The sequence below is a fragment of the Rhodothermales bacterium genome, assembly GCA_017643395.1.
Lineage (GTDB): Bacteria > Bacteroidota > Rhodothermia > Rhodothermales > UBA10348 > JABDJZ01.
In genome coordinates, this window is sequence record JAEPNP010000006.1 from 85,839 (window position 1) to 111,987 (window position 26,149).

Annotated in this window: 20 protein-coding genes; 10 read left to right on the forward strand and 10 right to left on the reverse strand. The window is 64.8% G+C overall.

Annotated features, from left to right (window positions below; genetic code table 11):
* Nucleotides 1–26: 26 nt before the first annotated feature.
* Both secD and JJ896_16635 read right to left on the reverse strand, forming a co-directional pair.
* A complete protein-coding gene (gene secD / locus JJ896_16630) occupies nucleotides 27–1,883 on the reverse strand; it encodes a protein translocase subunit SecD (protein MBO6781284.1) in 1,857 nt (618 codons plus the stop codon).
* A 108-nt stretch (nucleotides 1,884–1,991) separates the two neighbouring features.
* Nucleotides 1,992–2,507 (reverse strand): hypothetical protein, encoded by a 516-nt coding sequence (locus tag JJ896_16635; protein ID MBO6781285.1) that lies wholly within the window; start codon nucleotides 2,505–2,507, stop codon nucleotides 1,992–1,994.
* Between the two features lie 247 nt (nucleotides 2,508–2,754).
* On the opposite strand from JJ896_16635, the gene JJ896_16640 reads away from it, so the two are divergent.
* From JJ896_16640 to JJ896_16655, 4 genes are read left to right on the forward strand one after another with little or no spacing between them, the layout of a single operon-like run.
* Entirely contained in the window at nucleotides 2,755–3,633 is an 879-nt protein-coding gene (locus JJ896_16640; protein ID MBO6781286.1) for a COX15/CtaA family protein, read from the forward strand.
* Nucleotides 3,630–4,526 (forward strand): protoheme IX farnesyltransferase, encoded by an 897-nt coding sequence (gene cyoE, locus JJ896_16645; GenBank protein ID MBO6781287.1) that lies wholly within the window; start codon nucleotides 3,630–3,632, stop codon nucleotides 4,524–4,526. Before JJ896_16640 ends, cyoE begins: the two co-directional genes overlap by 4 nt.
* A 3-nt stretch (nucleotides 4,527–4,529) precedes the next feature.
* Nucleotides 4,530–5,612 (forward strand): 23S rRNA (adenine(2503)-C(2))-methyltransferase RlmN, encoded by a 1,083-nt coding sequence (gene rlmN / locus JJ896_16650; protein MBO6781288.1) that lies wholly within the window; start codon nucleotides 4,530–4,532, stop codon nucleotides 5,610–5,612.
* Nucleotides 5,613–5,615: 3 nt separating this feature from the next.
* Nucleotides 5,616–5,819 (forward strand): hypothetical protein, encoded by a 204-nt coding sequence (locus tag JJ896_16655; GenBank protein ID MBO6781289.1) that lies wholly within the window; start codon nucleotides 5,616–5,618, stop codon nucleotides 5,817–5,819.
* Nucleotides 5,820–5,928: 109 nt separating this feature from the next.
* On the opposite strand, the gene JJ896_16660 is transcribed toward JJ896_16655, so the two are convergent.
* On the reverse strand, nucleotides 5,929–7,278 hold the full coding sequence (locus JJ896_16660) for an MFS transporter (protein ID MBO6781290.1): 1,350 nt from the start codon (nucleotides 7,276–7,278) through the stop codon (nucleotides 5,929–5,931).
* A gap of 132 nt (nucleotides 7,279–7,410) precedes the next feature.
* Here JJ896_16660 and JJ896_16665 point away from each other — a divergent pair, with 132 nt between their 5' ends.
* Nucleotides 7,411–10,326, forward strand: a complete 2,916-nt coding sequence (locus tag JJ896_16665; protein ID MBO6781291.1) for a serine hydrolase — start codon at nucleotides 7,411–7,413, stop codon at nucleotides 10,324–10,326.
* Between the two features lie 91 nt (nucleotides 10,327–10,417).
* On the forward strand, nucleotides 10,418–10,714 hold the full coding sequence (locus JJ896_16670; protein MBO6781292.1) for an FmdB family transcriptional regulator: 297 nt from the start codon (nucleotides 10,418–10,420) through the stop codon (nucleotides 10,712–10,714).
* Between the two features lie 94 nt (nucleotides 10,715–10,808).
* Here JJ896_16670 and JJ896_16675 read toward each other — a convergent pair whose 3' ends face one another.
* Genes JJ896_16675 through JJ896_16700 form a run of 6 tightly spaced genes read right to left on the reverse strand, consistent with a single transcriptional unit; the run spans nucleotide 10,809 to nucleotide 19,188 of the window.
* Nucleotides 10,809–12,167 (reverse strand): GWxTD domain-containing protein, encoded by a 1,359-nt coding sequence (locus JJ896_16675; GenBank protein ID MBO6781293.1) that lies wholly within the window; start codon nucleotides 12,165–12,167, stop codon nucleotides 10,809–10,811.
* 1 nt (nucleotide 12,168) lies between these two features.
* Nucleotides 12,169–12,924, reverse strand: a complete 756-nt coding sequence (locus JJ896_16680) for a triose-phosphate isomerase (GenBank protein ID MBO6781294.1) — start codon at nucleotides 12,922–12,924, stop codon at nucleotides 12,169–12,171.
* Nucleotides 12,925–12,932: 8 nt separating this feature from the next.
* Nucleotides 12,933–14,309: a redoxin domain-containing protein gene (locus JJ896_16685; protein ID MBO6781295.1), complete on the reverse strand. Its 1,377-nt coding sequence runs from the start codon at nucleotides 14,307–14,309 to the stop codon at nucleotides 12,933–12,935.
* A complete protein-coding gene (gatB, locus tag JJ896_16690) occupies nucleotides 14,306–15,793 on the reverse strand; it encodes an Asp-tRNA(Asn)/Glu-tRNA(Gln) amidotransferase subunit GatB (protein ID MBO6781296.1) in 1,488 nt (495 codons plus the stop codon). The genes JJ896_16685 and gatB overlap by 4 nt, the downstream gene beginning before the upstream one ends.
* A gap of 3 nt (nucleotides 15,794–15,796) precedes the next feature.
* Nucleotides 15,797–17,758, reverse strand: coding sequence for a dehydrogenase E1 component subunit alpha/beta (locus JJ896_16695; GenBank protein ID MBO6781297.1), 1,962 nt, complete (start codon nucleotides 17,756–17,758; stop codon nucleotides 15,797–15,799).
* A 14-nt stretch (nucleotides 17,759–17,772) separates the two neighbouring features.
* Nucleotides 17,773–19,188: a sugar transferase gene (locus JJ896_16700; protein MBO6781298.1), complete on the reverse strand. Its 1,416-nt coding sequence runs from the start codon at nucleotides 19,186–19,188 to the stop codon at nucleotides 17,773–17,775.
* Between the two features lie 104 nt (nucleotides 19,189–19,292).
* On the opposite strand from JJ896_16700, the gene JJ896_16705 reads away from it, so the two are divergent.
* The 4 genes from JJ896_16705 to JJ896_16720 are packed head-to-tail and all read left to right on the forward strand — an operon-like array spanning nucleotide 19,293 to nucleotide 24,688.
* Nucleotides 19,293–20,792: a hypothetical protein gene (locus tag JJ896_16705; protein MBO6781299.1), complete on the forward strand. Its 1,500-nt coding sequence runs from the start codon at nucleotides 19,293–19,295 to the stop codon at nucleotides 20,790–20,792.
* Complete coding sequence (locus JJ896_16710; protein ID MBO6781300.1) at nucleotides 20,789–21,376, forward strand: hypothetical protein; 588 nt, start codon at nucleotides 20,789–20,791, stop codon at nucleotides 21,374–21,376. The genes JJ896_16705 and JJ896_16710 overlap by 4 nt, the downstream gene beginning before the upstream one ends.
* Nucleotides 21,373–23,244, forward strand: a complete 1,872-nt coding sequence (locus JJ896_16715; protein ID MBO6781301.1) for a hypothetical protein — start codon at nucleotides 21,373–21,375, stop codon at nucleotides 23,242–23,244. The genes JJ896_16710 and JJ896_16715 overlap by 4 nt, the downstream gene beginning before the upstream one ends.
* Before the next feature lie 4 nt (nucleotides 23,245–23,248).
* On the forward strand, nucleotides 23,249–24,688 hold the full coding sequence (locus JJ896_16720) for a hypothetical protein (protein MBO6781302.1): 1,440 nt from the start codon (nucleotides 23,249–23,251) through the stop codon (nucleotides 24,686–24,688).
* A 677-nt stretch (nucleotides 24,689–25,365) separates the two neighbouring features.
* Here JJ896_16720 and JJ896_16725 read toward each other — a convergent pair.
* Nucleotides 25,366–26,136 carry a TonB family protein gene (locus tag JJ896_16725; protein MBO6781303.1) on the reverse strand — a complete coding sequence of 257 codons (771 nt, stop codon included), beginning with the start codon at nucleotides 26,134–26,136 and terminating at the stop codon, nucleotides 25,366–25,368.
* Nucleotides 26,137–26,149 lie beyond the last annotated feature (13 nt).

The following is a 26,149-nucleotide window of genomic DNA, read 5'->3' on the forward strand; positions in this document are numbered from 1 at the left end:
CTTGGTGAGGTTGGAACGGTGCCCGATCAGCCGTAGCTGACGGTCATGCGCCGCTCAATCACCATGTAGTCGAAGAGGATGCGGGTGAAGACGATGGCCGTGAACATGGATGACAGAATGCCCGCCATCAGTGTCACCGCAAAACCCTGGATGGGGCCGATGCCGAACGAGTACAGAATCACGCCGACGAAGAACGTCGTGATGTTCGCATCGAAAATGGCCGAGAGCGCCTTCGAGTATCCGCCGGAAATGGAGGCCTTCAGCGTCCTGCCGGTGTTGCCCTCTTCCCGGATGCGATCAAAAATCAGCACGTTGGCATCGACCGCCATACCAATGGTCAGCACAATACCGGCGATGCCCGGCAGCGTCAGCGTGGCATTGAACCCGGCAAGGATGCCGAGCACGAAGATCATGTTCAACACCAGAGCCAGGTTGGCCACCATGCCGCCGGTCCGGTAGTAGAAGATCATGAACAGCGCCACGAGCACCAGGCCGAGAATGACCGAGTTCAGTCCGGCCCGGATCGAGGCCTGACCGAGGCTTGGACCCACACCGCGCTCAGCGATGATCTCGACCGGCGCAGGCAGAGCACCGGACTTGAGCACCGTGACGATGTCCTGCGCTTCCTCCCTGGAATCCAGACCGGAAATGTTGGAGCGGCCTCCCGTGATGCGCTGCTCCACGACCGGATAGGAATAGACCACGTTGTCCAGAACGATGGCCACATTGCGGCCGACGTTCGCCCCGGTAAGACGCGCCCATGTGCGGGAGCCTTCGGAGTTCATCGTCATCGTGACTTCGGGCACGTTGGTGAACTGGTCGAAGTCCACACGGGCATCCGTAATGGTTTCGCCGCCCAACTCGACCTCCTGGCGCACGCCGAGCAGGTCGTAGACCTCAAAGCCTTCCTGGGTCGTGCCCATTGGTGCCGACGTGTACATAAGCCGCACGCCCTGAGGCAGGAAGTCCTGCACGCGGGGGTCGCTCAGGAGCACATTTACGGCGCTGGTGTCCTGCTCGGAGACACGGCCGAAGGTCACGCCCTGCCCAACCGGCTGCATCACATCCAGCAGCGAGTTTGTGGGGCCGGCCGGGTCCTGCGCCAGCAGATCCTGCACGCCCAGTGTGGTGTCCGCTGCGGCATCTGCAGCGTCCGTGGAGTCCACCTCGGGCTCGTAGTACTGGATGATGTTCTGCAGCGCGCGGGTCAGCTCACCCTCATCCGACATGAGCCGGAACTCCAGGCGGGCCGTGCCGCGCAGCAGACCACGAATTCGCTCCGGGTCGTTGATGCCCGGCAACTCCACAATGATGCGCCGGGTGCCCTGCTTCTGGATGGCCGGTTCTGTCACGCCGTAGCGGTCCACGCGATCTCGGATGATCTCGATGGCGCGGTTGACCGCATCGGCCGCTTCCGTACGGAGGTAGTCGGCCACCTCCTGGTTCGTGGAACGACGCGTAATGCCGGCTCCGTCATTCCGGAAATACCGGGAGAGTCTGGCTTCGGAATCGCGCGCCTCAAATTCCTGGACAAAGGCATCGATGACCGAAACGCCCTCGTCGTCAGCCCGCTGGCGGGCAACATCGAGAACCTGTTCGAACGCATCGTCCGTGTCCGTGGCCAGTTCCCGAATCAGCGCGTCGACACGGACCTCGAGCGTCACGTGCATGCCGCCGAGCAGGTCCAGGCCCAGCTTGAGGGCCTTCTCCCGCACCGTGCGGATGCGCGAATAGTTTTCAGCGTCGTACTCCGCGAGGGCTTCCTCGGTGAGGGAGTCGCGCTCCTGGTTGATGAAGTAGTTCTGGAACGACGGGTACAGGTAGTAGCCCGACAGTGCCAGAAAGAAACCGATCAGAAAGATCTTGAAACCGTTTCCCTGCATGGATCTGGGTTATGCTGGGTGAATGCGTCATGGCCCGCCATCGGCGGGTCCTGGAGTGCGCCAGTGGCGCGAAAATGGCAGATGCCCGCGACTGCGGACAGGAATCCGCTAGGGTCCCAGCGCCTGTATCGAGCTCAGTAGGCCGAATGAGGCCTGGAATTCGGGGGCCGACGGTGCGGCCGGAGCCTCCAGTGTGTGGCCCGGCGCCCGCGCTCTTTCCCTCGCCTCCAGCACGGCACGCACCGAAGCTGAGAGGGCAGTATTCTCGGCCGAGCGCACCCGGGCATCCGCCAGCGGTTCGCGCGGGGAAAGCGAGCGCAGATCCTTCAGGATAAGCGCAAGGAGCTGGTCGGCTGTCTCGATCCGCTCGCCGAACGCAAGTCCGGCAGCCACTACATCGGCATCACCGGGCAGGCTGCGGACAAAATCACGAACAAAGGACTCCAGCGATCGGTGGCGCTCGCCTGCCGCCTCGTCAAGCGCGACCTGTAGCCCCGGCTGGCCGTCCAGCGAGGCCTGGTTACCCAACCACGTCGCGTACGCGGACGACGGCTTGGCCGACGTCGCGTTGGCGAGCGGTAGCACGAGCACGTGCAGCGTGGAAAGCAGCGTCAACCACGCCATGGCGCGGTGGAAAGGCTTACCTGTAAGTCGTCCGTCCGACAACGGAATTGAAGGGGGTTTGCTGGAGTCGGTACAGCACGTCAATATATGTACCAGTCCCGAAATGAGCACATGTGTGCGCAGATGCCGGGGCTTCGTGGGATGGACAGGCTCCCCGGCCATCGACCGGCGCATTTGGAGGTCTCTTCGCAAACCTTCGGGATACTGTCGGGCGATGCGGAGTGAGAGCAGCCGACCCCCTGATTGCATGCGCGCACGATTCCGATTCACGATTGCCGCGATCGCGGCCGCTGTTGGCCTGCTCGCCTGGGGTGCATTCGTCACCTCGATTGATGCCGGGCTGGCCGTGCCCGACTGGCCAACCTCGTTCGATTCATACGACCCATTCAACCCGTGGCCGGGTTGGTGGAAGGTCACGCCAATCCTTGCCGAGCACGGTCATCGGCTTGCGGGTGCGCTGGTTGGCCTGTTCACGCTGGTTCTCGCGTTGTGGACCTGGAGATCGGACGACCGGGCCTGGATGCGACGCCTGGGCATGGCCGCATTGGTGCTGGTCATATTCCAGGGTGTGCTGGGCGGGCTCAGGGTGGCACTGGTCTCCCTGGACCTTGCGGTCGTGCACGCCTGTGTCGCGCAGCTGTTCTTTGCGACCCTCGCAGCGATGGCGCTCTTCACTTCGGGACTCTGGCAGAGACCCGGCCCTGCCCCGACCATCAACCTTCCAAAAGCCGGCTGGCTGGCCGCTGGCGCGGTATACGTCCAGATTATTTTGGGTGCTTTGCTGCGTCACCCCGGCACCGGGATAGATCCGCTACTTGCAGGTTTGCACATCAGCTGGGCGTTCGTCGCGCTCTTTGCCGTGGTGGTCCACGTGAAAGTGCTTCGTTCCGCGTCCGGATTGCGCACTCTTGGAGGCGTCCTGCTGGCCACCGTGGTCGCGCAGGTAGCGTTGGGCTTTGTTGCCTACTTTGTACTTCTGGATGAGGCGGGCGTGCTGCAGCCCAGCAACCTGCAGGTTGTCGTAAACTCGCTTCACCTCGTCATCGGTGCCGCCCTGTTCTCGCTCAATGTGGTCGGCGCCCTGGCGTTGGCGCGTGCGCGCCGACTGAGCCCTGTCCCCGCTTGAACGGTTCTACTCCCATACCGGCTTCCGCGGTCGCGCCGCCCATCTGGCGAGACTATCTGACGCTGACCAAACCAGAAATCTCTTTTCTGGTTGCCATTTCGGCCCTTGCCGGCTTCATGCTTGGCGGATCCGCAGCTGTGGACTGGCTGACGCTTATGTGGACGCTGATCGGAGTCACACTCACTTCAGCGGGTGGCTGTGCCCTGAACCACTACCTGGAGCGTGAACTCGATCTTCAGATGAAGCGCACGGCGTCCCGGCCCCTTCCGGCCGGCCGCATAGCCCCCGGCAGCGCACTGCGGTTCGGTCTGTTTCTGGTTGCCGCCGGCGTGGGGCTGCTGTGCCCGCTGACCAACCCGCTTACCGGCATTCTGGCAGCGGCAACCGTGGCACTCTACCTGTTTGTGTACACGCCTCTGAAACGCGTGAGTACCTGGAACACGTTCGTCGGAACGCTCCCCGGTGCGCTCCCTGCGCTCGGCGGATACACGGCGGCCACGGGTACGTTCGGAATGGCCGGATGGGCCTTCTTCGCCGTTCTGATTTGCTGGCAGCTGCCCCACTTCTACGCGCTGGCCTGGATGTATCGCAGCGACTATGCCCGCGGTGGGCATCAGATGCTGTCGGTTGCGGCGCCTGACGGACGTTCCCTGCGATTTCAGGTGGTACTCTTTTCGGTGCTCATGGTAGCCGCGTCTCTGGTCCCGTTTCTGATTGACGCAGCGGGGCTGATCTACGCAGCCGGCGCATTGCTGATCGGCATCTGGTTTTTTGTGCCGGTCGCGCGATTCCACCATCAGATGACAGGCGTCGCTGCACGCGGACTGCTTAAGGCGACGGTCTACTATATCCCGCTGCTGGTCCTGCTTATCGTCGTAGATCGCCTGGTCTGAGCAATGACTGCTCCGGTGGAACTGACCAGCCTCTCCCTCGAGGGGATGGAGGCGCTTGTCGCGCGGCTGGGGCAGCCGTCGTATCGAGCGAAGCAGCTCTATCGATGGGTGTACCATAGCGACGCCGCCTCCGTAGAGGCGATGAGCAATCTGCCCGCGGCACTGCGCAGTGCTTTGGCTTCAGAGACAACGCTTGCGCGCCTTGCGCTCACCCACCGCGTTCAGTCCCGGGACCAGACCATCAAATTGCTCTTCAGGCTCTCCTCCGGGCGCCATGTGGAGTCTGTGCTGATCCCGGACTTTGCGACCGAAAATGACCGCTATGGAGAAGGTCCCGCAACCCGCCTTACCGTGTGCGTCTCCAGCCAGGTAGGATGTGCGATGGCGTGTTCCTTTTGCGCCACGGGCCGCATGGGCTTCCACCAGAATCTGACTGCGGGCGAAATTCTTGAACAGGTGGTCCTGCTGGACGCCCTGGCGCACAAGGAGTTCGGGCGCGGTGTGAGCAACGTGGTCTACATGGGTATGGGCGAGCCCCTCCAGAACTACCAGGAGGTTGTCCGAAGCGTGCATCTGCTGCGTGACGAGGCCGGCCTGGGGCTCTCCGCTCGTCGGATCACCATCTCCACGGTCGGCCTGGCGCGGCGGATCAGGCAGCTCGCGGACGATGAGGTCCCGGCCAATCTGGCGATATCGCTGCATGCGCCCGACGACACGAAGCGCTCATCGATCATGCCCGTCAACCGCGCCGCCAAGACAGACCTGACTGCCCTTCGCGACGCGGTGCGCCACTACGCGTCGACCACTGGAAAACCGGTCACCTACGAGTACTGCATGTTCTCCGGATTCAACGACAGCGTGGAGGACGCGCGTAACCTGGCCCGGGTCTGCCGATGGGCCCCTTCCAAGGTCAATCTGATCATGTACAACCCCGTGCCCGGCCTGGGCTTCGACCGGACGGAAGAGAAAACGTTGAATGCGTTCATCCGGGTGTTGGTCGATGGCGGCGTGCGTGTTACTGTTCGGAGGAGCCGCGGCCAGGACATTGCCGCCGCGTGCGGACAACTCGCAGCTGAAACCGACTGATACATGGCCCGCCCTTCCGGCAACCCACTCACCCGCTGGTTCCTGGGATTTTTTGGCGCGATGATCGCCGTGGCAATCCTGCCGCGCACGCTGGTATTTATCCTCCGCCGCATGGCCGGCCGAGTCCTGGCCGAGGCGCTGGGCATCGCCCTGCTCGGGTACCTCGCCGAGCGGTTGCCCGCGCGTCCGCCCGAAGACAGGGCCTAGCGGGCGGCCTCAAGCACTGCGCCGCGCCCGCAGCGCAAGCGCGGCGAGCCACGCCTCATTCAGGCACTACGCCGCGCCCGCAGCGCCAGGGCGGCGAGCCACGCCTCATTCAAGCATCGCGCCGCGCCCGCAGCGCAAGTGCGGCGAGCCACGCCACACCTCCGCAGGCCGCAATCGCAAGCAGACCCAGTTGGTACCCTTCGCTGCCCGCTACCGAAGCAGCCACGGCTCCGATTCCCGCACTCCCGACCAACTGCCCGACGCTGATAAACAGGGTGATGAGTCCCTGGGATACGCCGCGTTCCGAGACACTGGCGGCCGCAAGCAGGATATAGCTCAGTGCCGGGCCCATGATGCCCGCCAACCCGGCGCCAAAGAGCACGGTACCCACGTAAAACCAGAGCAACTGGTGCCCTTTCCAGGCCAGGAGGCCGATGCCGGCTACCAGGATGGCCTGACAGGCCAGCACCACCAGGCGAGAGCCGATCCGGTCCAGGATCCGGCCCGCCACCGGCGAGGCGATAACAATCGAGCCCACAAGCGGGAGAAGCATGAAGCTCGCGGTGCTGGCTGAGACGCCGAACGCCTCAATGGCCAGTCCCGGCAGAAATATGAATGCGGACTCGCTGAGTCCGGCGGCCCCGGCCAGCGCTGCTGCAATGATCACCTGTCGATCCCGGAACAGTCCCGGACGCACCACCGGGTCTTCCGCGCGCCGCTCGCGAAGCACAAAGAGGGGCAGGCCCACCAGAACGAACATGACGGCTCCCCACACCCGCGGATCCTCGAGGCTCTGCGCAAGACGGGCTGCATCGACCCTGTTGACTGCGTAGGCCAGCGAAACCAGTACCATTCCCAGCAGGGCAAGACCGGGCCAATCCAACGGTTTTCTGTCGGGCGATGTGGAGGCGGGCAACCTGCGCGCCCCCATGATCATGACCGTAACCGCCAGAGGCAGATAGGCGACGTAGATGAGCCGCCAATCCACCAGAAGCAGCACGCCGGCCAGGATGGGGCCGATGAGGAATGCGACACCGAACACCGCTCCAAGAATGCCGAGGGCGCGACCGCGGCGCTCCTTGGGAAATGCGTCTCCGACCACAGCCGAAGCCACAGGGAAGATTCCGGAGGCCCCGAGGCCCTGCAGGGCGCGACCTACAAGCAGCACCGCGTAGCTGGGTGCAAGCACCACGATCAGCGCGCCGACTGCAAAGAGTCCGACATCGACCAGATAGACCAGGCGACGACCATGCCGGTCCGACAGCTTGGTCATCACGGGCACACCCAGCAGGTTGAAGAACACAAACGTGTTGAAGGCCCAGGCCAGCGTGCGTTCGTCCACCTGGAAGTGGCTTCCGATGGCGGGAAGCGCCGGCCCCAACACGGCGATGTCGAGTGCAGCCAGCAAAACGCCCAGAAAGAGCGTTGGCAGAAGTCCTCGGTGCTGCTGTGGAGTCATTCGGTGGGGGTCGGCGCCCGAAAATCGCACCTCGCCGGCCACGGCACCACCCCCTTCGACAAATCACCACCGTGTACACGCTAATTGGCCCGAAACTGGTGACACCGGTTGCCAGACCACTTAGTTTTGAACATGCATACTTGTCTCCGGCCCCTCGCTCGATGGGGCGGGCCCCTTGTAGTTGTCCTTCTCGCCGGCTTTTTGACCGGCTGCTCCGCCGACCCGCCGGGAGTTCCTGAAGAGGATCCGTTTCCGCATCGGATTCGGTTGGATCGCGCCGGTGTCGCCTGGGCGGAGAGCACGCTGCAGCACATGTCCAGAGAGCAGAAGGTGTCGCAGCTCTTTGCGGTGCCTGCTCCGGGCACGTTCGGATCCACCGACTCCCCGGAGCACCGACGCGTAGTGGAACTGGTCCGGGACCTGCAGGTCGGCGGCGTCATCTTTTTTCAGGGTACTCCCCACCACCAGGCGGCTTTCGCCAATGAGATGCAGCGTGAGGCCCCGGTTCCGCTGCTCATTTCCCAGGACATGGAAACCGGCGCGGGCATGCGCCTGACCGGTGCCACACGCCTGCCGTCTGCCATGGCGATCGCGGCCACCAGGGATCCTGACCTGGCTTATCTCTCTGGTAGTGCGACCGCGCTTGAGGCCCGTGCCGTCGGCGTGCGACACGTGCTGGCCCCTGTAGCCGATGTCAACGCAAATGCGGGCAATCCGGTCATCGACATCCGGTCATTCAGTGATCAACCCGGACTGGCCGCGGTCATGGTCGACGCGTTCGTGCGGGGTCTGCAGGATGGTGGCGTGCTGGCCACGGCCAAACACTTCCCGGGCCATGGCTCCACGAGTCGTGACTCGCATTTCAGCATGCCGGTGCTGACCGTGGACTATGCCCGGATCGACTCGGTGGACCTGGTGCCCTTTCGGGCTGCGGTTTCAGCCGGGGCAGCGAGCATCATGACCGCGCATGTGGCCTTCCCCAACCTGGATGCGGGAAGTCGCCGGCCGGCTACCCTGTCGCCGCCGCTGGTGAACGGTCTGCTGCGCGACTCATTGAACTTTCAGGGCCTCATCGTTTCCGACGCTCTCAACATGGCCGGAGTGCAGCAGGGTACTCCCGGCACGATCGCGGTGGACGCATTTCGGGCAGGCGTCGACATGCTGATGATGTCGACCAATGTGCGGGCGGCCAGACGGGCCCTCCTGGCGGCGATCGAGAACGGCACGATCTCCGAATCCGAACTCGACATGCGCGTTCGCCGCATCCTCAGAGCAAAGGCCTCGGCCGGCCTGCATACTCAGCGATTTGCTCCGCTGGACGATGTGCGGCGCGAGGTGGCCAACGCGGATCAGCGCGCGCTTTCGGCCAGAGTTGCACGCGAGGGCCTGACGTTGCTCGGCGACACGGCCGCAGCTGGAATCTCAGACCGGCCCGGCACCAATGTCGCGTTCATCGCCGTTTCAGATCGAAGCGACCCGGAGCGGCATCACCCGCTTCGGGAGATGCTGCGCGATCGGCTGCCCGGCGCTCGCATGGAGACGGTTCTGGTGACTCCTGGTACCGCAACCTCGATGCAGGGGGCCGTGCGTCGTGCAGTTCGCGCCGCGGACGACGTGGTTGTTGCCGTCTATGCCACAGCTTCGTCATGGCGGTATCGGCGCGAAACGGCGGGGGCGATTCGACAGGTGTTCAGGGAGCTGCAGGGCCAAGGGGCACACATCGTTGTGCTCGGCACCCCGTATGTCGCCTCTGCGGCCCCATCGGACGCGCGGGTCTTTTTGACCTACGGCGACGGACCGGCCGAGCTTCGTGCGGCTGCCGATGCCGTCTCCAGGAGGGCGGATGTTTCCGGTCGTACGCCGGTCGCTCTTTCGGTGGCGCTACCCGTCGGCTCCGGGCAGCGGCTCCAGGCCCGCTATCCCCGCATGGTGGAAGCCGAGGAGGCGGCCATGGTCGGGGCCGAACTGGACCGCATCGAGACCCTGATGGCCCAGGCGATCGCGGATCGGGCATTTCCAGGAGCCGCCGTGGCAGTCGGTCGCCCTGGCGCGCTGGTCCACACCCGGGGTTACGGAACGTACACCTACGATTCGGCGACCGCAGTGACGGAAACCTCGGTCTTTGACCTGGCGTCGCTCACGAAAGTGATCGCGACGACTACCGCCATCATGCAGCTTTACGAACAGGGGCGGCTCGATCTGGATCGCCCGGTGATGCACTACGTGCACGATTTCGGGCAGAACGGCAAGGATTCCGTCACAGTGCGGCAGCTGCTTACCCACACCGGCGGCCTGATACCCTTTCGGCCTTTCTATCGCCAGGGCATTCGTTCCCGTGGGCGTGTGCTCCAGGCCATATTTGACGAGGAACTGGTCTACGAGCCTGGCACGGAGTCGAGGTATTCGGACTTCGGACCGATCATACTCGCCGAAATTGTCGAGCGCGTCTCCGGTCGGGGATTCGCCACATACGCCCGGGAGGAGATCTTCGAGCCGCTTGGGATGTGGGACACCGGTTTCCGGGCCGTGGGTCGTGGAGCGCGTGGCGACGTCGTGCCGACCGAGGCAGATCGCTACTTCCGATACCGCCTCCTTCAGGGCGAAGTGCACGATGAAACGGCCTGGATCATGGGTGGCGTTGCCGGTCATGCCGGATTGTTCTCGACGGTACAGGATCTGAGCAGATTCGCGAATATGATCGTTCGGGATGGACGCATTGGAGATCGACAGTTCCTGCAGCCGGAAACCATCGAACTCTTTACGACCGCCGTAAACCCCGAGCAGCACTCCCGGGCACTGGGGTGGGACACCAAGAGTCCGGAGCGCTCCTCAGCGGGCAGGTATTTTGGTCCATCCAGCTTTGGGCACACGGGATTCACCGGCACGTCCATCTGGTTTGATCCGGACGAAGAACTCTACCTGATCCTGCTTTCGAACCGGGTGTATCCGTCACGACGCAATTCAGGCCATGTGCCTGTCAGGCGGGCGCTGGCAGACCTTGTGCACGAGACAATCATGGATCCGGACCACACCCACGTTGCGGACTGACTGTAAAGAGTGGTGCAATCCACCAGGTCCGGCGGAACCTGGATTCGTTCGCCCTGCTTGAAGCGCCACCGAATACGCGAGTCACACAGCCATGCCGACCTACACGTACAGGCGCGAGGACGGATCGACCTTTGAGATCGAGCAGCGCATTACCGAAGATGCGCTCACCAACTGCCCCACCACCGGGCAGCCGGTCAAGCGACTCATCACCGGAGGTGCCGGCCTCGTATTCAAGGGATCCGGCTTTTACCTGACGGACTACGCCCGCAAGGGCTCCGAAGGCTCAAAGAGCGGAGCTGAGGGCAAGTCGGAAGCCAAGTCCAGCTCAGGCAGCGACTCCAAACCCGCCTCGAAAGACGCTTCGGCGGGATCAGCGAAGACTGACTGAACGGCGCTGCAGCAATCTGGGGCACGCCCCCGGGCGCGTCTGGCGGGCCGGACGACTCCTGGACGTGCGTTGCGGGCCTCGCTCGTCCCCCCCTTTAGCGGGCCTCGCCTCTGCGCCACCGCTGCACGGCAAGACGCCACTCCCGCTCCTGCTCCATCGACCTGTTGAGCACGTAGTGGGGCACGTTGAGTTCGTCCGGAAAGCCGCGAACTCGATCAAAAACGAAATAGCGACCCGGGTTGCGCTCGTCGTAGGAGTAGAACCAGCGCAGCTGGTCGATGGAGTCCTCGACATACAGGGGCGGTCCCATGACCAGGTACACCATACCCCGGTCCGTCTTCCACCCTTCCTTGAATCCCGAATAGAGCCGGTTGGCCTCCTCGACTCGCGAGTAGTAGTTGGCCAGCGCCCGTCGGGCGAGGATGGGATCGCCGACGGTGCGACCCCAGAATGCATCAAACGCCTCTTTCCGGGCCGCCGCACTACCTGCCTCCCGGATGGCCTGCATTTCGTCCTCGGTGGCGAGGTAGGTAAGCGCGTCGATCATCTGATCAAGCCGGGTTATGCGCGGAAAGCCCTCCGGGCGAGTCAGCGCCGAGCGTCCGGCTGCCCGCTCCGGGGAGGCCGGTGGCGTGCACCCCGACCACAGGCTTAGTTCGACTCGATGGACACCACTCCTGCTGAGCGCCGGGAGTTTCCACGAAAGCACGTGTGACCCCACTCTGACCGGCACCCGCTCCGTCGAAAGCGTATCCGCTTCAGAGTACAGGGCACCCCGATAGGCTCGTGATCCGTACGATGGGGAGAGCGCGTAGGGCAGTACGGCGACGGACGTGTCGGTCGGCACATGCACCAGCGCCCATTCCACACAGCCGTCTCCCAACGCACGTACATGGGCGGTGGCCACCGGGGAGGCGCCACGGGACACGGCCCAGCCGGACACAAGTCCTCCTGCCAGCCCGAGTCCTATGCGTCCTATGCTCCCCGCGGAGTTCGCCGTTCGCGCAGCAGTTTGACTACGCACGGCGGTGCGACCTGTCGCCCGGTCTGTCAGGCGAGCCGAGACAACCGCGGTCGCGCCGGCGGCGAGCCCCGACTCCACGGCCAGCCTCTCGAACGAGCGAGTTGGCTCTACGTCCTCGAACACCAGCGAGTCCTCCACCTCAACCCGGACGCGGTCATCTACGGATATGTGGTAGCGAAACGCGGCCCGAAACGCGCCGTCGTCCCTTCGGCGAAACACCAGTGTGGCTGGAATAAGGCCCACCACTGCTCGCACGGAATCCTCCGACGTGTGCACCAACTCGAAGTCGAAGTCTGGTACGCCCTCCTCGTAGTACCGTGTCCAGCCCTCTCCTTCCCCGGTCGACACCAGGCCACCGCTGCATGCGGTGAGCCCGAGCAGGACCACCGCCACCAGCAAGGCAGATCCGGGCACCGGACGGGACGACATTTCAGCCCTGCCGGGCCTCGGCTGCTCGAACGATTGCGGCAAAATCCTGCGCGGTCAGGCTGGCTCCACCGATAAGGCCGCCGTCTACATCCTTGCGGGAGAACAGCTCCTCGGCGTTCCCGGGCTTGACCGACCCGCCGTACAGGATGCGAATGCCGCCACCGACCTTCTCACCAAACTGGGAGACGAGCAGCGAACGGATATGGCCGTGCATCGCTTCGGCCTGCTCGGGACTTGCGGTTCTTCCCGTGCCAATGGCCCAGACGGGTTCATAGGCTACCACCAGACTGGAATCCCATTCCACGTTCGCATCGCTCAGCCCCTCCTGAATCTGTCGGGTCACAACCTCATTCTGTCGGCCGGCATCCCGATCCGCAAGCTTCTCCCCGACACAGACAATGGGGACCAGTTTGCCCTCCAGGGCCCGATGCACCTTGTGGTTAACGGTCTCATCGGTCTCTCCGAAGTATTCCCGACGCTCGGAATGTCCCAGAATCACGTAGTGGCAGCCTACCGAGCGTAGCATGCTGGCAGAAATTGCGCCGGTGAACGCGCCTCGCTGCTCCCAGTGCATATCCTGCGCACCGACGCGAATCGTCGAGCCGTGCACCGCCGAAAAGACGGCGTCCAGGCTCAAGAACGGCGGGCAGACCGCCACATCGACGGAGGTCGGGCCGACTGCCGACACCACGGCGGACGCGAGTTGACGGGCCTCGGTAAGGTCCGTGTTCATTTTCCAGTTTCCGGCGACGAGCATGATGCTGATTACTGCTGAGAGGTGAGTGCCCGGAGCAGCATGGCCAGATCGGCCTCCAGCTCCTCCAGAGCGGCTCCTACGTACTTGCGAACAATGAGACCGTTCGGATCGACAAGGACGCGGGTCGGGATGACATTGACGTTGTAGGCGGTTGCCACTTCGCTTTCAGGGCCTTCAGGCGCAAATACGAACCGACCCTGAAAGTCGCGTCCGTCCAGCAAGGCCTCGTTGTAGGCCGAGTCCGGGTCCACGGAAATGGAGATGGCCTCGAAGATGTTGTCGTCCAGGGCGTTCAACAACGCCTGCCGCCGGCCCAGTTCTTCCTGGAAGAGCGGATGCGTGGGCGTGAAGAACTCCAGCATGTAAAACTGATCCGCGAGCACCTGTTTGTCCAGCACCTCTCCGTCCACATCGATCAGGGAGAACTCGGGTGCGGGAAGTCCCGGCAGCAGGTACTCGACCTCATAGATGGCACCCTCAGCCCAACGACTCCAGCTGGACTCGGGATAGGTGGCCTGCAGATCGCGCGCCGCGCTGATGGCATCGGCCGATTGGAGACTGTCCATATAGGCCACCACGACCTCGGCCAGCAGGGCCGCATCGTCTTCCTCATCCTCGCCCGTCATGTAGGAACGAACGAAGTTGACAGCACCACGCTGACCCTCCATGCGGGCCACCGAACGACGCAGCGCGCGCACAATCTGCACGCGACTTGGATGCGTGTCGAGAATCTCCCGGGCGCGGCTGACTGCCAGCGAATCCTGCCAGCCTTCCAGCATCACGACCGACTCGGCAGCAGCAACCAGCGCACCGAAGGTCTCCGGGAAGGTCTCATTCAACCCCCAGTAGATGGAAGCAGCCTGCTGCACGACGCCTGCCATGTCCGCCTCCGAGTAATCCGGATTGGACTGCACCAGGGTCAGTACCATGCGATTGTACTGCGCCTTGGTATTCTTGTAGGCGGTCCAGGCGGCGTTCTCCTGGGAGACAATGCGAACGGGCCGCCCATCCAGGGGAAACCGGGCCGAGACCCGTGTCGAGTCGCCATCGGCCAGCACCAGTTCCTCAATGGTAAGCGTCTGGCCGGCGCGCGAGATCATCATGGGATAGATCCCGCGGTCGGCAGCGGACACGTCCATCGCAAAGTTGCCCTGCACGTCTGTGATTGTCACAGCAAGCGTATCGACGTCGCCGTCAAGGTTCGATGCCACCAGGACCTCAAAGCCACTGTGATCTGCCAGCGAATCGACGTCGGCCCTGACCGTCAGTTGACCAGACACGTGGGTGGACACCTGCGCGGCGGTGGACTCCCCTCCGCATCCGGCAAAGAGCAGCAGCGAACAGAGAGCGAGCCCCGAGGGCAGCGCAGCAAAAAGGGGTTTCATTCGGTCGATTCGTTGTCCATGGAGGCCAGCCGCGCTACAAACAGTTCGCGCACCAGTTTGGGATCCGGAGACCCGGGGTACGAGCGCATGACCTGGCCAATGAAGAAGCCGATCAGGCCGGCCTTGCCCGACAGGTACATGCGCACGTTGTCCGGATGGGCGGCCAGCACCTCATCGACATAGGGCTCCAGGGCGCCCGCATCCGACTCCTGCACCAGATTGCGCTCGGCGGCAATGGCCTCCGGATCTCGGCCATCGTTCAGCATGTGCTCCAGGAGCTCCACCTGTGCCGTTGACGAAATCCGATCTTCCAGACGAAGGGCCACCAACGCGGCCATCCGCTTCGGTTCCACGGGGAATGAGGCAAAATCCAGGTGGTGCTCCGCCTGAAGGCGCAGCCCGTCGGTCATGATGACGTTCGATGCGGCCTGTGCCCCGTCTGCCGGGTCACCATTCAGCGCGCCTACGACGGCCTCGAAGTAGTCGGAAACGGCCCGTTCTTCGGTCAGCACGGCCGCGTTGTAGGCAGGAACTCCCCAAGAGGCGATGTAGCGTTCCATGCGTGCATCCGGCAAGGTGGGCAGACTGCGCCTGGCCTCCTCCAGCATGGCGTCCGTCACCACGATCGGGCAGAGGTCCGGGTCGGGGAAATAGCGGTAGTCGTGCGCTTCCTCCTTGGAGCGCATCGATCGTGTGCGACCGGCGTCCGCATCCCAGAGCAGCGTTTCCTGCACGATCTCCTCCCCGGCCCTGACGAGTGAAATCTGCCGGGCGATCTCGTGCTCCAGCGCCCGCTCTACGTTTCGAAAGGAGTTCAGGTTCTTGATTTCGGTCTTGGTGCCCAGTTCGGTCTGTCCTTGCGGGCGCACAGAAATGTTGGCATCACAGCGGAGGGATCCCTCCTCCATGTTGCCGTCACAAATGCCCAGATAGCGCACCAGTTGGCGAATCTTGCGAAGGTACAGATACGCCTCTCGTGGTGATCTCAGATCCGGCTCCGAGACGATCTCGATCAGGGGCACCCCACAGCGGTTGTAGTCAAGCAGGGTCGCGAGCGGATCAACGTCATGCACCGACTTGCCCGCGTCCTCCTCGATATGGATGCGCGTGATTCCGAACGTGCGCTCGTCCCCTTTCGAGTCTCCCTGATCCATGACGACGGTCAGGTGTCCGTCTGCGCAGATCGGCGTTTCGAATTGGGAGATCTGGTACCCTTTGGGAAGGTCTGGATAGAAGTAATGCTTTCGTGCCAGCACGCTGCGCGGGGCGATCTGGCAATTGGTCGCCAGCCCCATGCGAATGGTGTGGGCCACCACCTGTTCATTGAGAACAGGCAACGTGCCCGGGTGCCCAAGGCTCACCGGGTCGACGTGGTGGTTGGGTTCGGCACCGAAGGCCGCCGAATCCGGGCTGAACGCCTTGGACTCGGTCAGCAGCTGACAGTGGACTTCCAGGCCGATGACGGCCTCAAACGACTCAGACATGGGTCAAAAAGAAAGCAGGCGCTGCAGGGCGGCGGCCACCCGGGGTCGGGCGCTGTGCACGTCACGCTCGAGAGCCGCCGCAAAGGGAATCGGAAGGTCTTCCGCGGCCACTCGCATGGGAGGCGCGTCCAGCCAGGTGAACGCCTCCTCGGTGATCTCTGCCGCGATCTCCGCACCGAAACCAGCGGTTCGGGGCGCTTCATGGACAACCAGCAAGCGACCGGTCTTACGCACGCTTTCCAAAACAGTCTCCCGATCCCAGGGAATCAGCGTTCTGAGGTCGATGACCTCGACATCCAGGCCATCGGCGGCCTCCAGGGCCCAATCCACGCCGAGACCCCAGGACACAATCGTAGCGGCGCTCCCGGGGCGCACAACGCCAGCCGTCCCAAGGGCGATGCGCTCGGAGCCGTCCGGGACCGCTCCACGCTTCATGCGGTAGAGCAGCTTGTGCTCAAAGAAGAGCACCGGGTTGGGTTCGTCGATGGACGCAAGCAACAGGCCCTTGGCCTCGGCAGGTGTAGAGGGAATGACCACCTTCAGACCAGGGGTGTGGCAGAACCAGGCCTCCATGGACTGGGAGTGGAACGGGCCCGCACCGATCTGGCCGCCGTAGGGTGCCCGAATGGTCACCGGGAGTGCGCCGCCCCATCGGTAGTGTGTGGTCGCCAGATTGTTTACGATCTGGTTGAACCCGCAGGAAATGAAGTCTGCGTACTGGATTTCGAGGACCGGTCGTAAGCCTGTCAGCGCCAGGCCCATGCACGCGCCTACGGCACCGCTCTCGATGATCGGCGTGTTGCGCACGCGGTCCGTGCCGAACTCCTCCAGGAACCCCGCCGTGACCTTGAACACGCCGCCGTAGTCGGCTACGTCCTGTCCCATGAGCAGGACCGAATCGTCCTCACGCATCGCCTCTCGAAGGGCCTCGGAGACGGCATCGATGAAGCGCAGCTCCCTGCTCTCCGTCGCCGCCCTTCCCGGGCGGTGCCCTCCGGCAGCAAAGAGCGCCGCGCGCTCGACATCTCTGGTGCCGGTGACCTCCGGTTGGGTCAAGGCCCACTCGGCCACGGCCTCCACACGTTCCTCCGCCTCGCGGTCGATCTCTGCCCTGCGCTCGGGGCTCAGGTGCTCTCCGAATCGAGCAACCGGATCCTTCGTCTCCCATTCCGCGATGAGCTCCGAAGGCACGTACTTCACGCCCGAGGCTTCCTCATGGCCGCGCACCCGAAACGTCTTCATTTCCAGCAGTGTCGGTCCGTCGCCCCGCCGCGCGCGGTCCGCGGCCTCAGACACGGCCTCCATGACGGCCACCAGATCGTTGCCATCCACAGACACACCCGGCATGGCGTAGCCGGAGGCCGCATCGGCCAGATCCACCACGCGCATGGCCTGTGAGGTCGGAGTAGACAGCCCGTAGCCGTTGTTCTCGATCACGAACAGGACCGGCAAGTCCCACGTGGCGGCGAGGTTCAACGCCTCATGAAAGTCGCCTTCGCGAGTCGCGCCCTCACCGACCAGCGCGAGCGCCACCGCATCCTCTCCCTGCATGCGTGCGCCCAGGCCCAACCCGCATGCCACCGGCAGCATGGCCGCCAGATGCGATATCATGCCGACAATGCGATGGTCCGGTAGACCAAAGTGGAAGGTGCGGTCCCGCCCGTTGGTGAAGCCGCCTTCCCGCCCCATGAGTTGACAGAAGAGTGGCTCCAGCGGCACTCCCCGGGTGGTCCACATGCCCAGATTGCGGTGCATGGGCAGCAGGTAATCGTCCTCCCGCAGTGCCGCGGCACAACCCACCGCGATGGCCTCCTGGCCGAAGCCGGAGAACCACTTGGCGAGACGATTCTGCCTGATGAGCCGGAGCATCTTCTGCTCCACGGCACGTGGCAGAGCCAGGGCGCGGTACAGCGCCTCCGTATCAGACGGATCCAACGTTGCGCGTCGCGCGGTCTTCGTGGCCATGGACGTTCGGGAGCCTATTGTCCCGAGCCTTTGAGGGCGGTTGTGATCGTTCTCAGCAGAATCTGCAGGTCACGGCGCAGGCCGAGGTTCTCGATGTAGAACAGGTCATATTTCACCTTCTGGCGCACGTCGTCCAGCGAGGTATCGTATTTCCATTTGACCTGCGCCCAGCCGGTGATGCCGGGCTTCACGCGGTGACGACGATTGTAGAGCGGAATCTCCGCCGCCAGCTTCTCGACAAAATAGGGACGCTCGGGGCGGGGACCCACCAGACTCATGTCTCCTTTGAAAACATTCCAGAACTGGGGAATCTCGTCGAGGCGGGTCTTGCGCAGCCACCGGCCGACGGCCGTATACCGGGGGTCATCCTCCGTCGCCCAGACCGGGCCGGTCTCTGCCTCCGCGTCCTGGCGCATCGTACGAAACTTGTACATCGTGAACACCCGGCCCAGCTTGCCCACACGCTGCTGGCGGTAGATGGCCGGGCCGGATGATGTGAGTCGCACGGCCAGACCGATCGCCAGCCACACGGGCGCACCAACCACCAACACGATACCCGACGCCACCAGATCAATGAGCCGCTTGGTGCTTTCCTCCCAGGCCGCCATGGGCTCCGGCATCACCTCGATCAGCGGCAACCCATACATGTGCTCGGTGCGCGCCATGCCGCCAATCACCGAATAGAAGTCGGGGACCAGTTTCAGCCGCACGGGCTTGCCGTCGCAGAGCCGCAGCACTTCCAGAAGCGGGTCCTGGTCACCGGCACCGAGGGCAATGAGCACGTCCTGCACCTGCAACTCGTCGATGAGCCTTGGGAGATCTGCGATGTCGTTTCCCGCCTGCATCACCGATCCGTCCGGTCCCCTGGCAGCGACCCCATCGCCCCCGTGGCTGAGCTGAATGGCACCTACAATCTCGAGACCCGCCTCGGGGTACGCGGCCACGTCCCGGTAGAGCTGCCCAAGGCGGTCGTCCCACCCCACAACCAGCGCGCGGTGAAGGCCCTTGCCCCGAAGGATCAGGAATTTCTGTACGGAGCGCACCACAAACCGCCCCAGCGCGACCAGACCGAACACGGCAAACCAGTAGAACACCAGGTTGCTGCGCGCCGCGTAGGCATCCAGCTGGTCGATGAACAGGAAGAAGAACATGACCAGGATGCCGATCGTCACGACCTTGGCCAGGGAGACGAACTCGTCGAACCGGCTGGACGCGTACCGCTCCCGATACATGCCGAAAAACAGGAAGACCACCAGCCAGCCCATCGACAGAGCCAGCACCACAATCCACACCAGCGCCGGCACGGGCACATTGACCGGGTCCGAGAACCATTCCCATTCGAAACGGGCCTTGTGCCACAGCAGATTGGCCCCCATCAGGGCCAACGCATCCGCGAGAAGGAGGGCTAGAAGTTCGACTCGGCGCGTCATGGGACGTCGGCGAAGGTAGGCCCCGGGCGACAAATGACCCAGCGTCGCTTCTGGGCTCGGATGGGGCTACTTTGCAGGGCCGCATCGACCCCAAGCCCTCGCCTGTGTTCCGATTTCTGCCAGCTTTTCTGGTCCTCGCCTGTGCGATGGGCTCTCAGGCGGCCCTGGGACAGGCATCGCTGTTCATCCCGCTGGATGACCCGGTGTACGAGGACATCCGGCTGGCGCAGACACTCGGGTTGCTGCACGAACTGCACCCCGACCGGCTGCCCTACACCGCACTCGAAGTGCGCCGTGCTGCGACAGGAGGCGACCACCCGCTGGTCCAGGCCGTGCTGCACGCCCTCCCCCGGTCCGCCTCAGAGGCAGGAACCGGCTACACCGGGCGCATGGGTTTGCGTGCCGCCAGCCACCGGCGACTGGACCCGGCTCGCCCGCTGGAGGATGCCGAACTCTATCCGTACCTGGAATCCGGACTGCATTACCTCGACGGCCGGCTTGTTGCCCGGGCGGCCTTCCGCGCTGACGCCTACTGGGATCGCGATCCGGACGGCCTCGACAGCGTGCTCCGGGCTTTCATGCGCAACGACCAGAGCTATGTGGGCCTCGCTGGCGATCGGGCTTCGTTGCACCTGGGCCGCATCGCCACCCACTGGGGTCTCCCGGGCGGCAGTGGACTGCTGGTCAGCGAGAATGCCCGCTCGTTTGATGCCCTGCAGTTCCGGCTCGGCAACGACACCTGGACTCTGACGTCCATGCTTGGCGAACTCGACAGCATGACCGGAGACGGCCGATTCACCGGGACCGCCGGGGACGATTCGGTGCGCACCGGCTCCGATCGGCGTTGGATGAGCGCGCATCGCCTGGACTGGACGCCCTCGCCTCGCTTCACGCTGAGCATTCTCGAGGCAGCATTGTTCTCCGGGCCAAACGCCGGACTATCCCTCAAATACCTGAATCCGACCCAGTTTCTGGTGCTGGCCGTCGATAATCGACCCAAGAACGAGGAGAACAATGCACTATTGGGCGTGATGATCACGGCTCGCCCCGACGCATGGCTGCTGCATGCCCAGCTCATGGTGGATGATGTCGACCTTTTTTTTGGCGACGAACCGGCATCGTTCGCGGCAGCGGTGGTGGCAGAGCACAGGGTCAGGCCGCGTCTGGTCATGCGAGCGCATGCAGAAGCCGTAGCAAGCCGCACCTACAATACGTTCCAGCCTGAGGGTCGCTGGCTGTACCTGCAGCGGGGAATTGCCACGCAGTTCTCGGACTATGTGCAGACGCGTCTCGGGGCCGAGTTCTCGAATGCAGCCTTCAATCTCCATATCGAGCCTTACCTGCAGGGTATCTGGCAGGGCGAGCGTGACATTCGCCAGCCATTCAGGTTCGACGACACGTTCGCCACGCTGTTGGTCGGCACGGTGGAGCGTTCCCTGCGGGCGGCTGTGCGAGTGCGAGCCCGGCGAGATCGCGGATACCTGATTCTGGACGCCGGCTTCAATCGTATCTCCAATGACCGGCATATCTCCGGCGCGCTCCGCACCCAGCCCGTCATCACGTTCGGCAGCGGCTGGCGCTGGAACGTCGGACCCGCAAATTGAAGCCGCTGCCGGAACTGCGCCTCACCATCGTCCTGGGCCTTCTGATCCTGGCGATGGGCCACGTAGCGGAAGCGCACGGCCAGGCGTTTACGGAGCTCGATGTTGCGGGAGGGCCCGTGGCCGTGGTCTCCTCAGGTGACCTTGCGTCCTGGTGGACCCCTTCACCGGGCGCAACCGTCTCCGCGGACACCGACTTCTACGGCCTGCGACTGGCGACCGGCCTCCGGTTCGTGCGGTGGCGTGCAGATCGGCGGGTGCCCGATTTCGATGCGCTGACTGCCTGGGCAGGCGTGTCGAGGCAACTTGTCGAGCTGGGCCCGGTGCAGGCTCGCGCCTCAGGACGGATTGGCAATACACGCATGGCGTTCGACGACCGCTCGGAGCCGGGTATCCGGAACGAGAGCGAATTCCTCGCCGGCCTTGGACTGGCGGTGACATACACAGTCGGGCCCCGCCTGGCTGTTGAGCTGGAATGGGCGGCGGAGCGTGCCTACACGGCCCGGGAAGTCGACCTGCACCTGCTTCACGTGTCCGTGCGACGCAGCCTCGAGATGCCGAGCTGGATGCGGGACATCCTCCGGTGATGGTTGCCCAGCGACTGGCGTCGGTGTTCCGCATCGCCTCGACCCTGATTCTGTTGGGGGGATGGGCCGCTCCTGCCTCTGGCCAGCTTGCCGATACGCTCGACGGCGACACCATCCGTAAACTGGGGCTGGTTCGCCTGGGTGATATCCTGGAGCGATCTGCCCTGTACGCGCCGATTTCTGCCGATCCGCTGGCCCGCGATGGGGTAGTCGCCGAGGCGGGCCTGCCCGGCGTGCAGTCCTTCCGAGTCACGCTGGATGGCGTGCCGCTGGAGTCGTGGATGCTGGGAGTTCCTCACCTGGAGATGCTGCCGGTCTCCGCCTCCCGCATCGAGCACGTGGTGATTGCGGCCCCCGGTGCTACTGGGGCGGATTTCTCCAGCACCGGCTGGATTCACATTACGACGAAATCGCCCGGCTCACTGCGGGCCAACGCTGTGATCACGGCCGGCAATGAAGTGGGTGATCCGGGTCCCTTCCGCTACACCCGGTTCGCCACGCCCAACATTGATCGTCACGGTCCTTCGGCTGACCTCGCGGTGTCGGGATCGAGGGGCGAGGTGGGCCTGCATGGCGGCATCCGTGCAGATCAGGCCCACTTCACCGACCCCGACATTCTGGACCGGGTGTACGTCCTGTACGATGGGGTCCGGAAACCTCGGGTGACTCTCTTTCGGCCGAGCGCTGGAGTCAGCTGGCGAGCCCATTCTGCCTCTTTCGCTGCGCTCCGGATGCGGGACCTGCCGTTTTTCGAGCTGATGGGTTCCGAGTTGCCTGCCTCGCGGCATGTCGAAGCCGCGCAGGGTGGCGGCCGGTTGGAATCGCCCCTTGGGGCGGTTCATTACGGGTGGCGATGGAGCCGAAGCCGCTTTTTGCCTCGTGAGAGCCTCGGCGATCTCGAACTGGGGTGGGCCGAGCGCTCCGGCCTGCTCCAGGCCCGGCTGGAGCGTCGGACGGGCACCGTGCGCATCGCCCTTGAGAGGCGCCGGTTACGCGGGTACGAGCTTGACAACACCGGCGTGCTGACCTTCGGTGGAGAGCGACGGTCTGTCTCGACGCGCGGTTGGCTCCGCCGCTTTGCGGGGCAACTCAGCCTGGGCTCCGGGATTCGGCCGGGCCTGTTGGCCGAACTGGATTCGGGGCCGTCTCCGCATCGCCTGCAGGTACGAGGCACCTTCCTGGCCAGCCCTCCGTCCGGGGCTGCGGCGAGTCTTGCCGCCGGCTGGGATTTCCCTGGACCCGGGTCAGGGCAGGCGCTGGAGACCGAACGGGTTTCGGCCCTGCGTATGAGTGCGGTGGACGTGAGTTATGTACGTGACCTCGGGGGGCGACGTGCGGGCGCACACGCCTGGCTGCGGCGCATCCACGACGCACCAGCTCCGCTGACGCGAATGCAACCGGACTCCCTGTTCCTTGCCCGCTATGCGGGGACATGGACCTTTGGGCAGGACGCTCGGGGCACGCTCGCGGGTCTGCGCATCTGGGGAAGTGTGCGCGCCGGGGAGCATTTCGCGCAGCGCGTGAGCTACACCGTCATTCTGCCGGCCGGCGGGCAGCCTGCCGTTTCTGATCGGTGGTCCACGATCCCCCGGACGCGCATTCACTATGCGCTTTCGATGATGCCCGTGCCGCGCGTGCACCTGGAGGTGCTGTTCCGATTTCGATCGTCGGCCGAATGGCCTCACCTGTCGGATCGGGTGCCGGCTTCCGCCAGACTCGACCTGACGGCGAGCAAGGACCTCTGGGGGGAGCGTGGTGGTGTCTTTGCGAGGGCTCGCAACGTGCTTCGGTCGCAGTACCGCACGCACCCGGCGGCGCCCGCCGAGGACTTGTTGTTCGAGGTTGGACTGCGCACGCATGTCAGGTAGCGCCTTGAATCCGAAGGTCCTGGACTGCCTGGAGCGGTATCGGGAGATTGTGCCGGACTGGAAGGCGTTCGTCGCGTCCTGTGCCGCGCCGCTACCCCCCTCTGGCTGGTTGCACCCCGGGCGCCCGCACGGACTGAACTGGATGCGGGAGGACGGCTTCGATGTGGAACCGCTGAGCTGGCGGGCGGGCGGTATCCGGTGGTCCTCCGGACCCGGCATGGCCGAGTCCCTGGCCTACAGAGCCGGCCTCTTTCATGTACAGGAGGAGGTGTCCATGGTCCCCGTGGAGATGCTTGCGCCGGTCCCGGGCGAGCGCCTGCTGGACCTCTGCGCCGCGCCGGGCAACAAGACCGCGGAGCTGGCCACCCAAATGGCCGGGCTGGGCACCGTCGTGGCGAACGACCGCGCAGGCGGCCGCCTCAACGTGCTTCGCACGACCATCGACCGGCTGGGGCTGCCAAATGTCGCGGTCACAGTGCTCGACGGCAGGAGCGGGCGGTTTCCCTCAGCCTGGTTTGATGCCGCCATAGTGGACGTGCCCTGCAGCTGCGAAGGCACCCTCAGGAAGCACCCACGCGCTCCGCTGGCGACCAGTGCCGAGAGCCGCCAGAGACTCGCTCAGGTTCAGCGTGCGCTGCTGGAGAATGCCTTGCGCGCACTGCGACCCGGAGGTCGGCTTGTCTACTCCACCTGTACGTTTGCGCCGGAAGAGAACGAGTGCGTCGTGGACCAGGTGCTGCGCACGGTGCCCGGAGTCACCGTGGAGCCGGTTTCACTCTCTGGTCTGGCTTCCAGTCCTGGTCTCACCGAGTGGGGTGGGCAGGTCCTGCACGCCTCATTGGAACATGCGCTGCGGTTCTGGCCGGGTCAGGTGGATTCGGGGGGATTCTTCGCCGTTCTGCTGAGGAAGGCCGGGGTGGATGGAGGCGGGACCGGGCGCGGTGAGGCCGGGGCGGACGCCGGCGGGCCGGGAGGTGGTGAGGCCGGGGCACCCGAAACAGGGGATGTACGCTCCATGCTGGAGTTCGTGCAGACCGAGTTCGGCCTTGCACCGGACTGGTCGAGGGATCTGCGTTTCCAGCTTCGGCCCGGCAAGTCGCTGGACGCTGTTTCGACGGACCTCGATGAAGCACCCGGACTGAAGCCCGTGCAGCGGGGTTTCAGTTTCCTTCGTCTGAGCGGGCGCGTTCCGAAGCTGACGACCCAGGCCGCGCTGTGGCTGGGTTCTCGGCCTACACGGCAGGTGACGACTGTGTCACGGGAGTCACTCTGGGCCTTCCTGAGGGGCGATGCGGTCTCGCCCGGCCCTACTCCTGCAGGCTTCGGATTCGCTCAGGTGCGCTGCGAGGGGCTGCCCTTCGGAGTAGGGCTCTACAGGCCCGACGACGGTGCGCTGGATAGCCTGTATCCACGCAGCTGGGGAGGCCTGGGGCGCCCGCGGTGAGCGGTGTGCGTCCTGGCAGACTGGCTCGACCGCGGTGAGCGAAATGCGCGTGAGCCGTACGCGGGAGGCGTGGCCTGGCAGGCTGAGGCGGCCGCCGCCGGCGAAAGGCGCCCTGGCAGGACTGCCCCGATGGCGGTATGCGGAATCCGTGCCCTCGCGGGCTGAGGCGACCGCGGCCGGCGCCCTGGCAGGCGGAAGCGACCGCGGCCGTCGAAAGGCGCCCTGGCAGGACTGCCCCGATGGCGGTATGCGGAATCCGGGCGGCGATTTCCATGTGCGGTTCACTCGGCGACGCCGCGCACATGGAATAAGGGGCCCCTTTACACCTCGCGGCGGCTCGGGATGCCACCGAGGTGGAATGGAGGGGCGGTTTTACACCCGGGCCGCCCCCGGAACGCGGATCGGGGTAGCCGCCGGGGCGTCGGGGGCACCCGCCGGAGGGCGGACAGCCTCACCGCCGGGACCCGGGCGCCCCCGGAGCGCGGCCAGCCTCACCGCCGGGGCCGCCCGCGGAACGCGGGCCGGGGTAGCCGCCGGGGCGCCGGCCTCGCCGCCAGAGCGCGTCGGGGCAGCCGCCGGGGCGCGGGACAGCCTGCCCGCCGGGACACGGCCGGGCTCACCGCGGGAAAGCGTCCGCGAGCCGGGACCGCCGCGCCATCACGAACGCCCGAACCCGCCTACCGCAGCTGGAAGCGGAAAGTCACCACTCCGGTCTGATCCTCTTGCGGAGCGTTTGGCGGGAGCGGATTGAATCGCCAGTTGAGCAGGGCATTCATGACCGCCTGCTCCAGGGCCGGATTGCCCTTAATGAGCGGAATGCGGCGCGTGACGCGACCGGAAGGCGCAACGGTGATGCGCACCCGAATGACGGCGTTCACCTGCTCGGCGTACGTCGGCAGAATGGTCTGGACCGCCTGGCGGTTCAGGCCCTCAATGGAAAACGGCGCGCGGCGCGTTTCTTCCTGGCCTTCCCCATCCTCTCCCTGCTGCGCTTCGCTCGCACCTTCGGGGTCGCCGGATCCGAGCGGGCGGATGGGCTGCGTCGGCGCAGGCTCCTCTGCAGGCTCCTCCTGAGCGGTCTCGGGCTGACTCACAGGAGCGACGACCTCGGTCTCCGGCTCGTTGATCTGCTCGGGAGTCTCGGCTACGGTCTCGGGGAGGTCGACGGGGCGCGATTCTTCGGGGGCGGGCGCGGGGGTGGTTTCCTCCACCGGCGTCTCGGGCTCCGGCTGAGGAGGCACAGGCTCCTGGGTCACCGCCCTGCTTACCGGACGCCCCTCCGAGAACGCACCGAAGTCCACCTCGATGAAGCCCATCTGAGGCTGCTCTACCGCGCGAACGTTGAGTACTGACAGACCGAACAGCAGCAGCGCATGAAGCGCCACGCTTACGATGATGCCGGTCCAGTCGTCACGGTCCATGGGAATGCGCACAGTTTCGATCCGCAACGCATCACGCCGA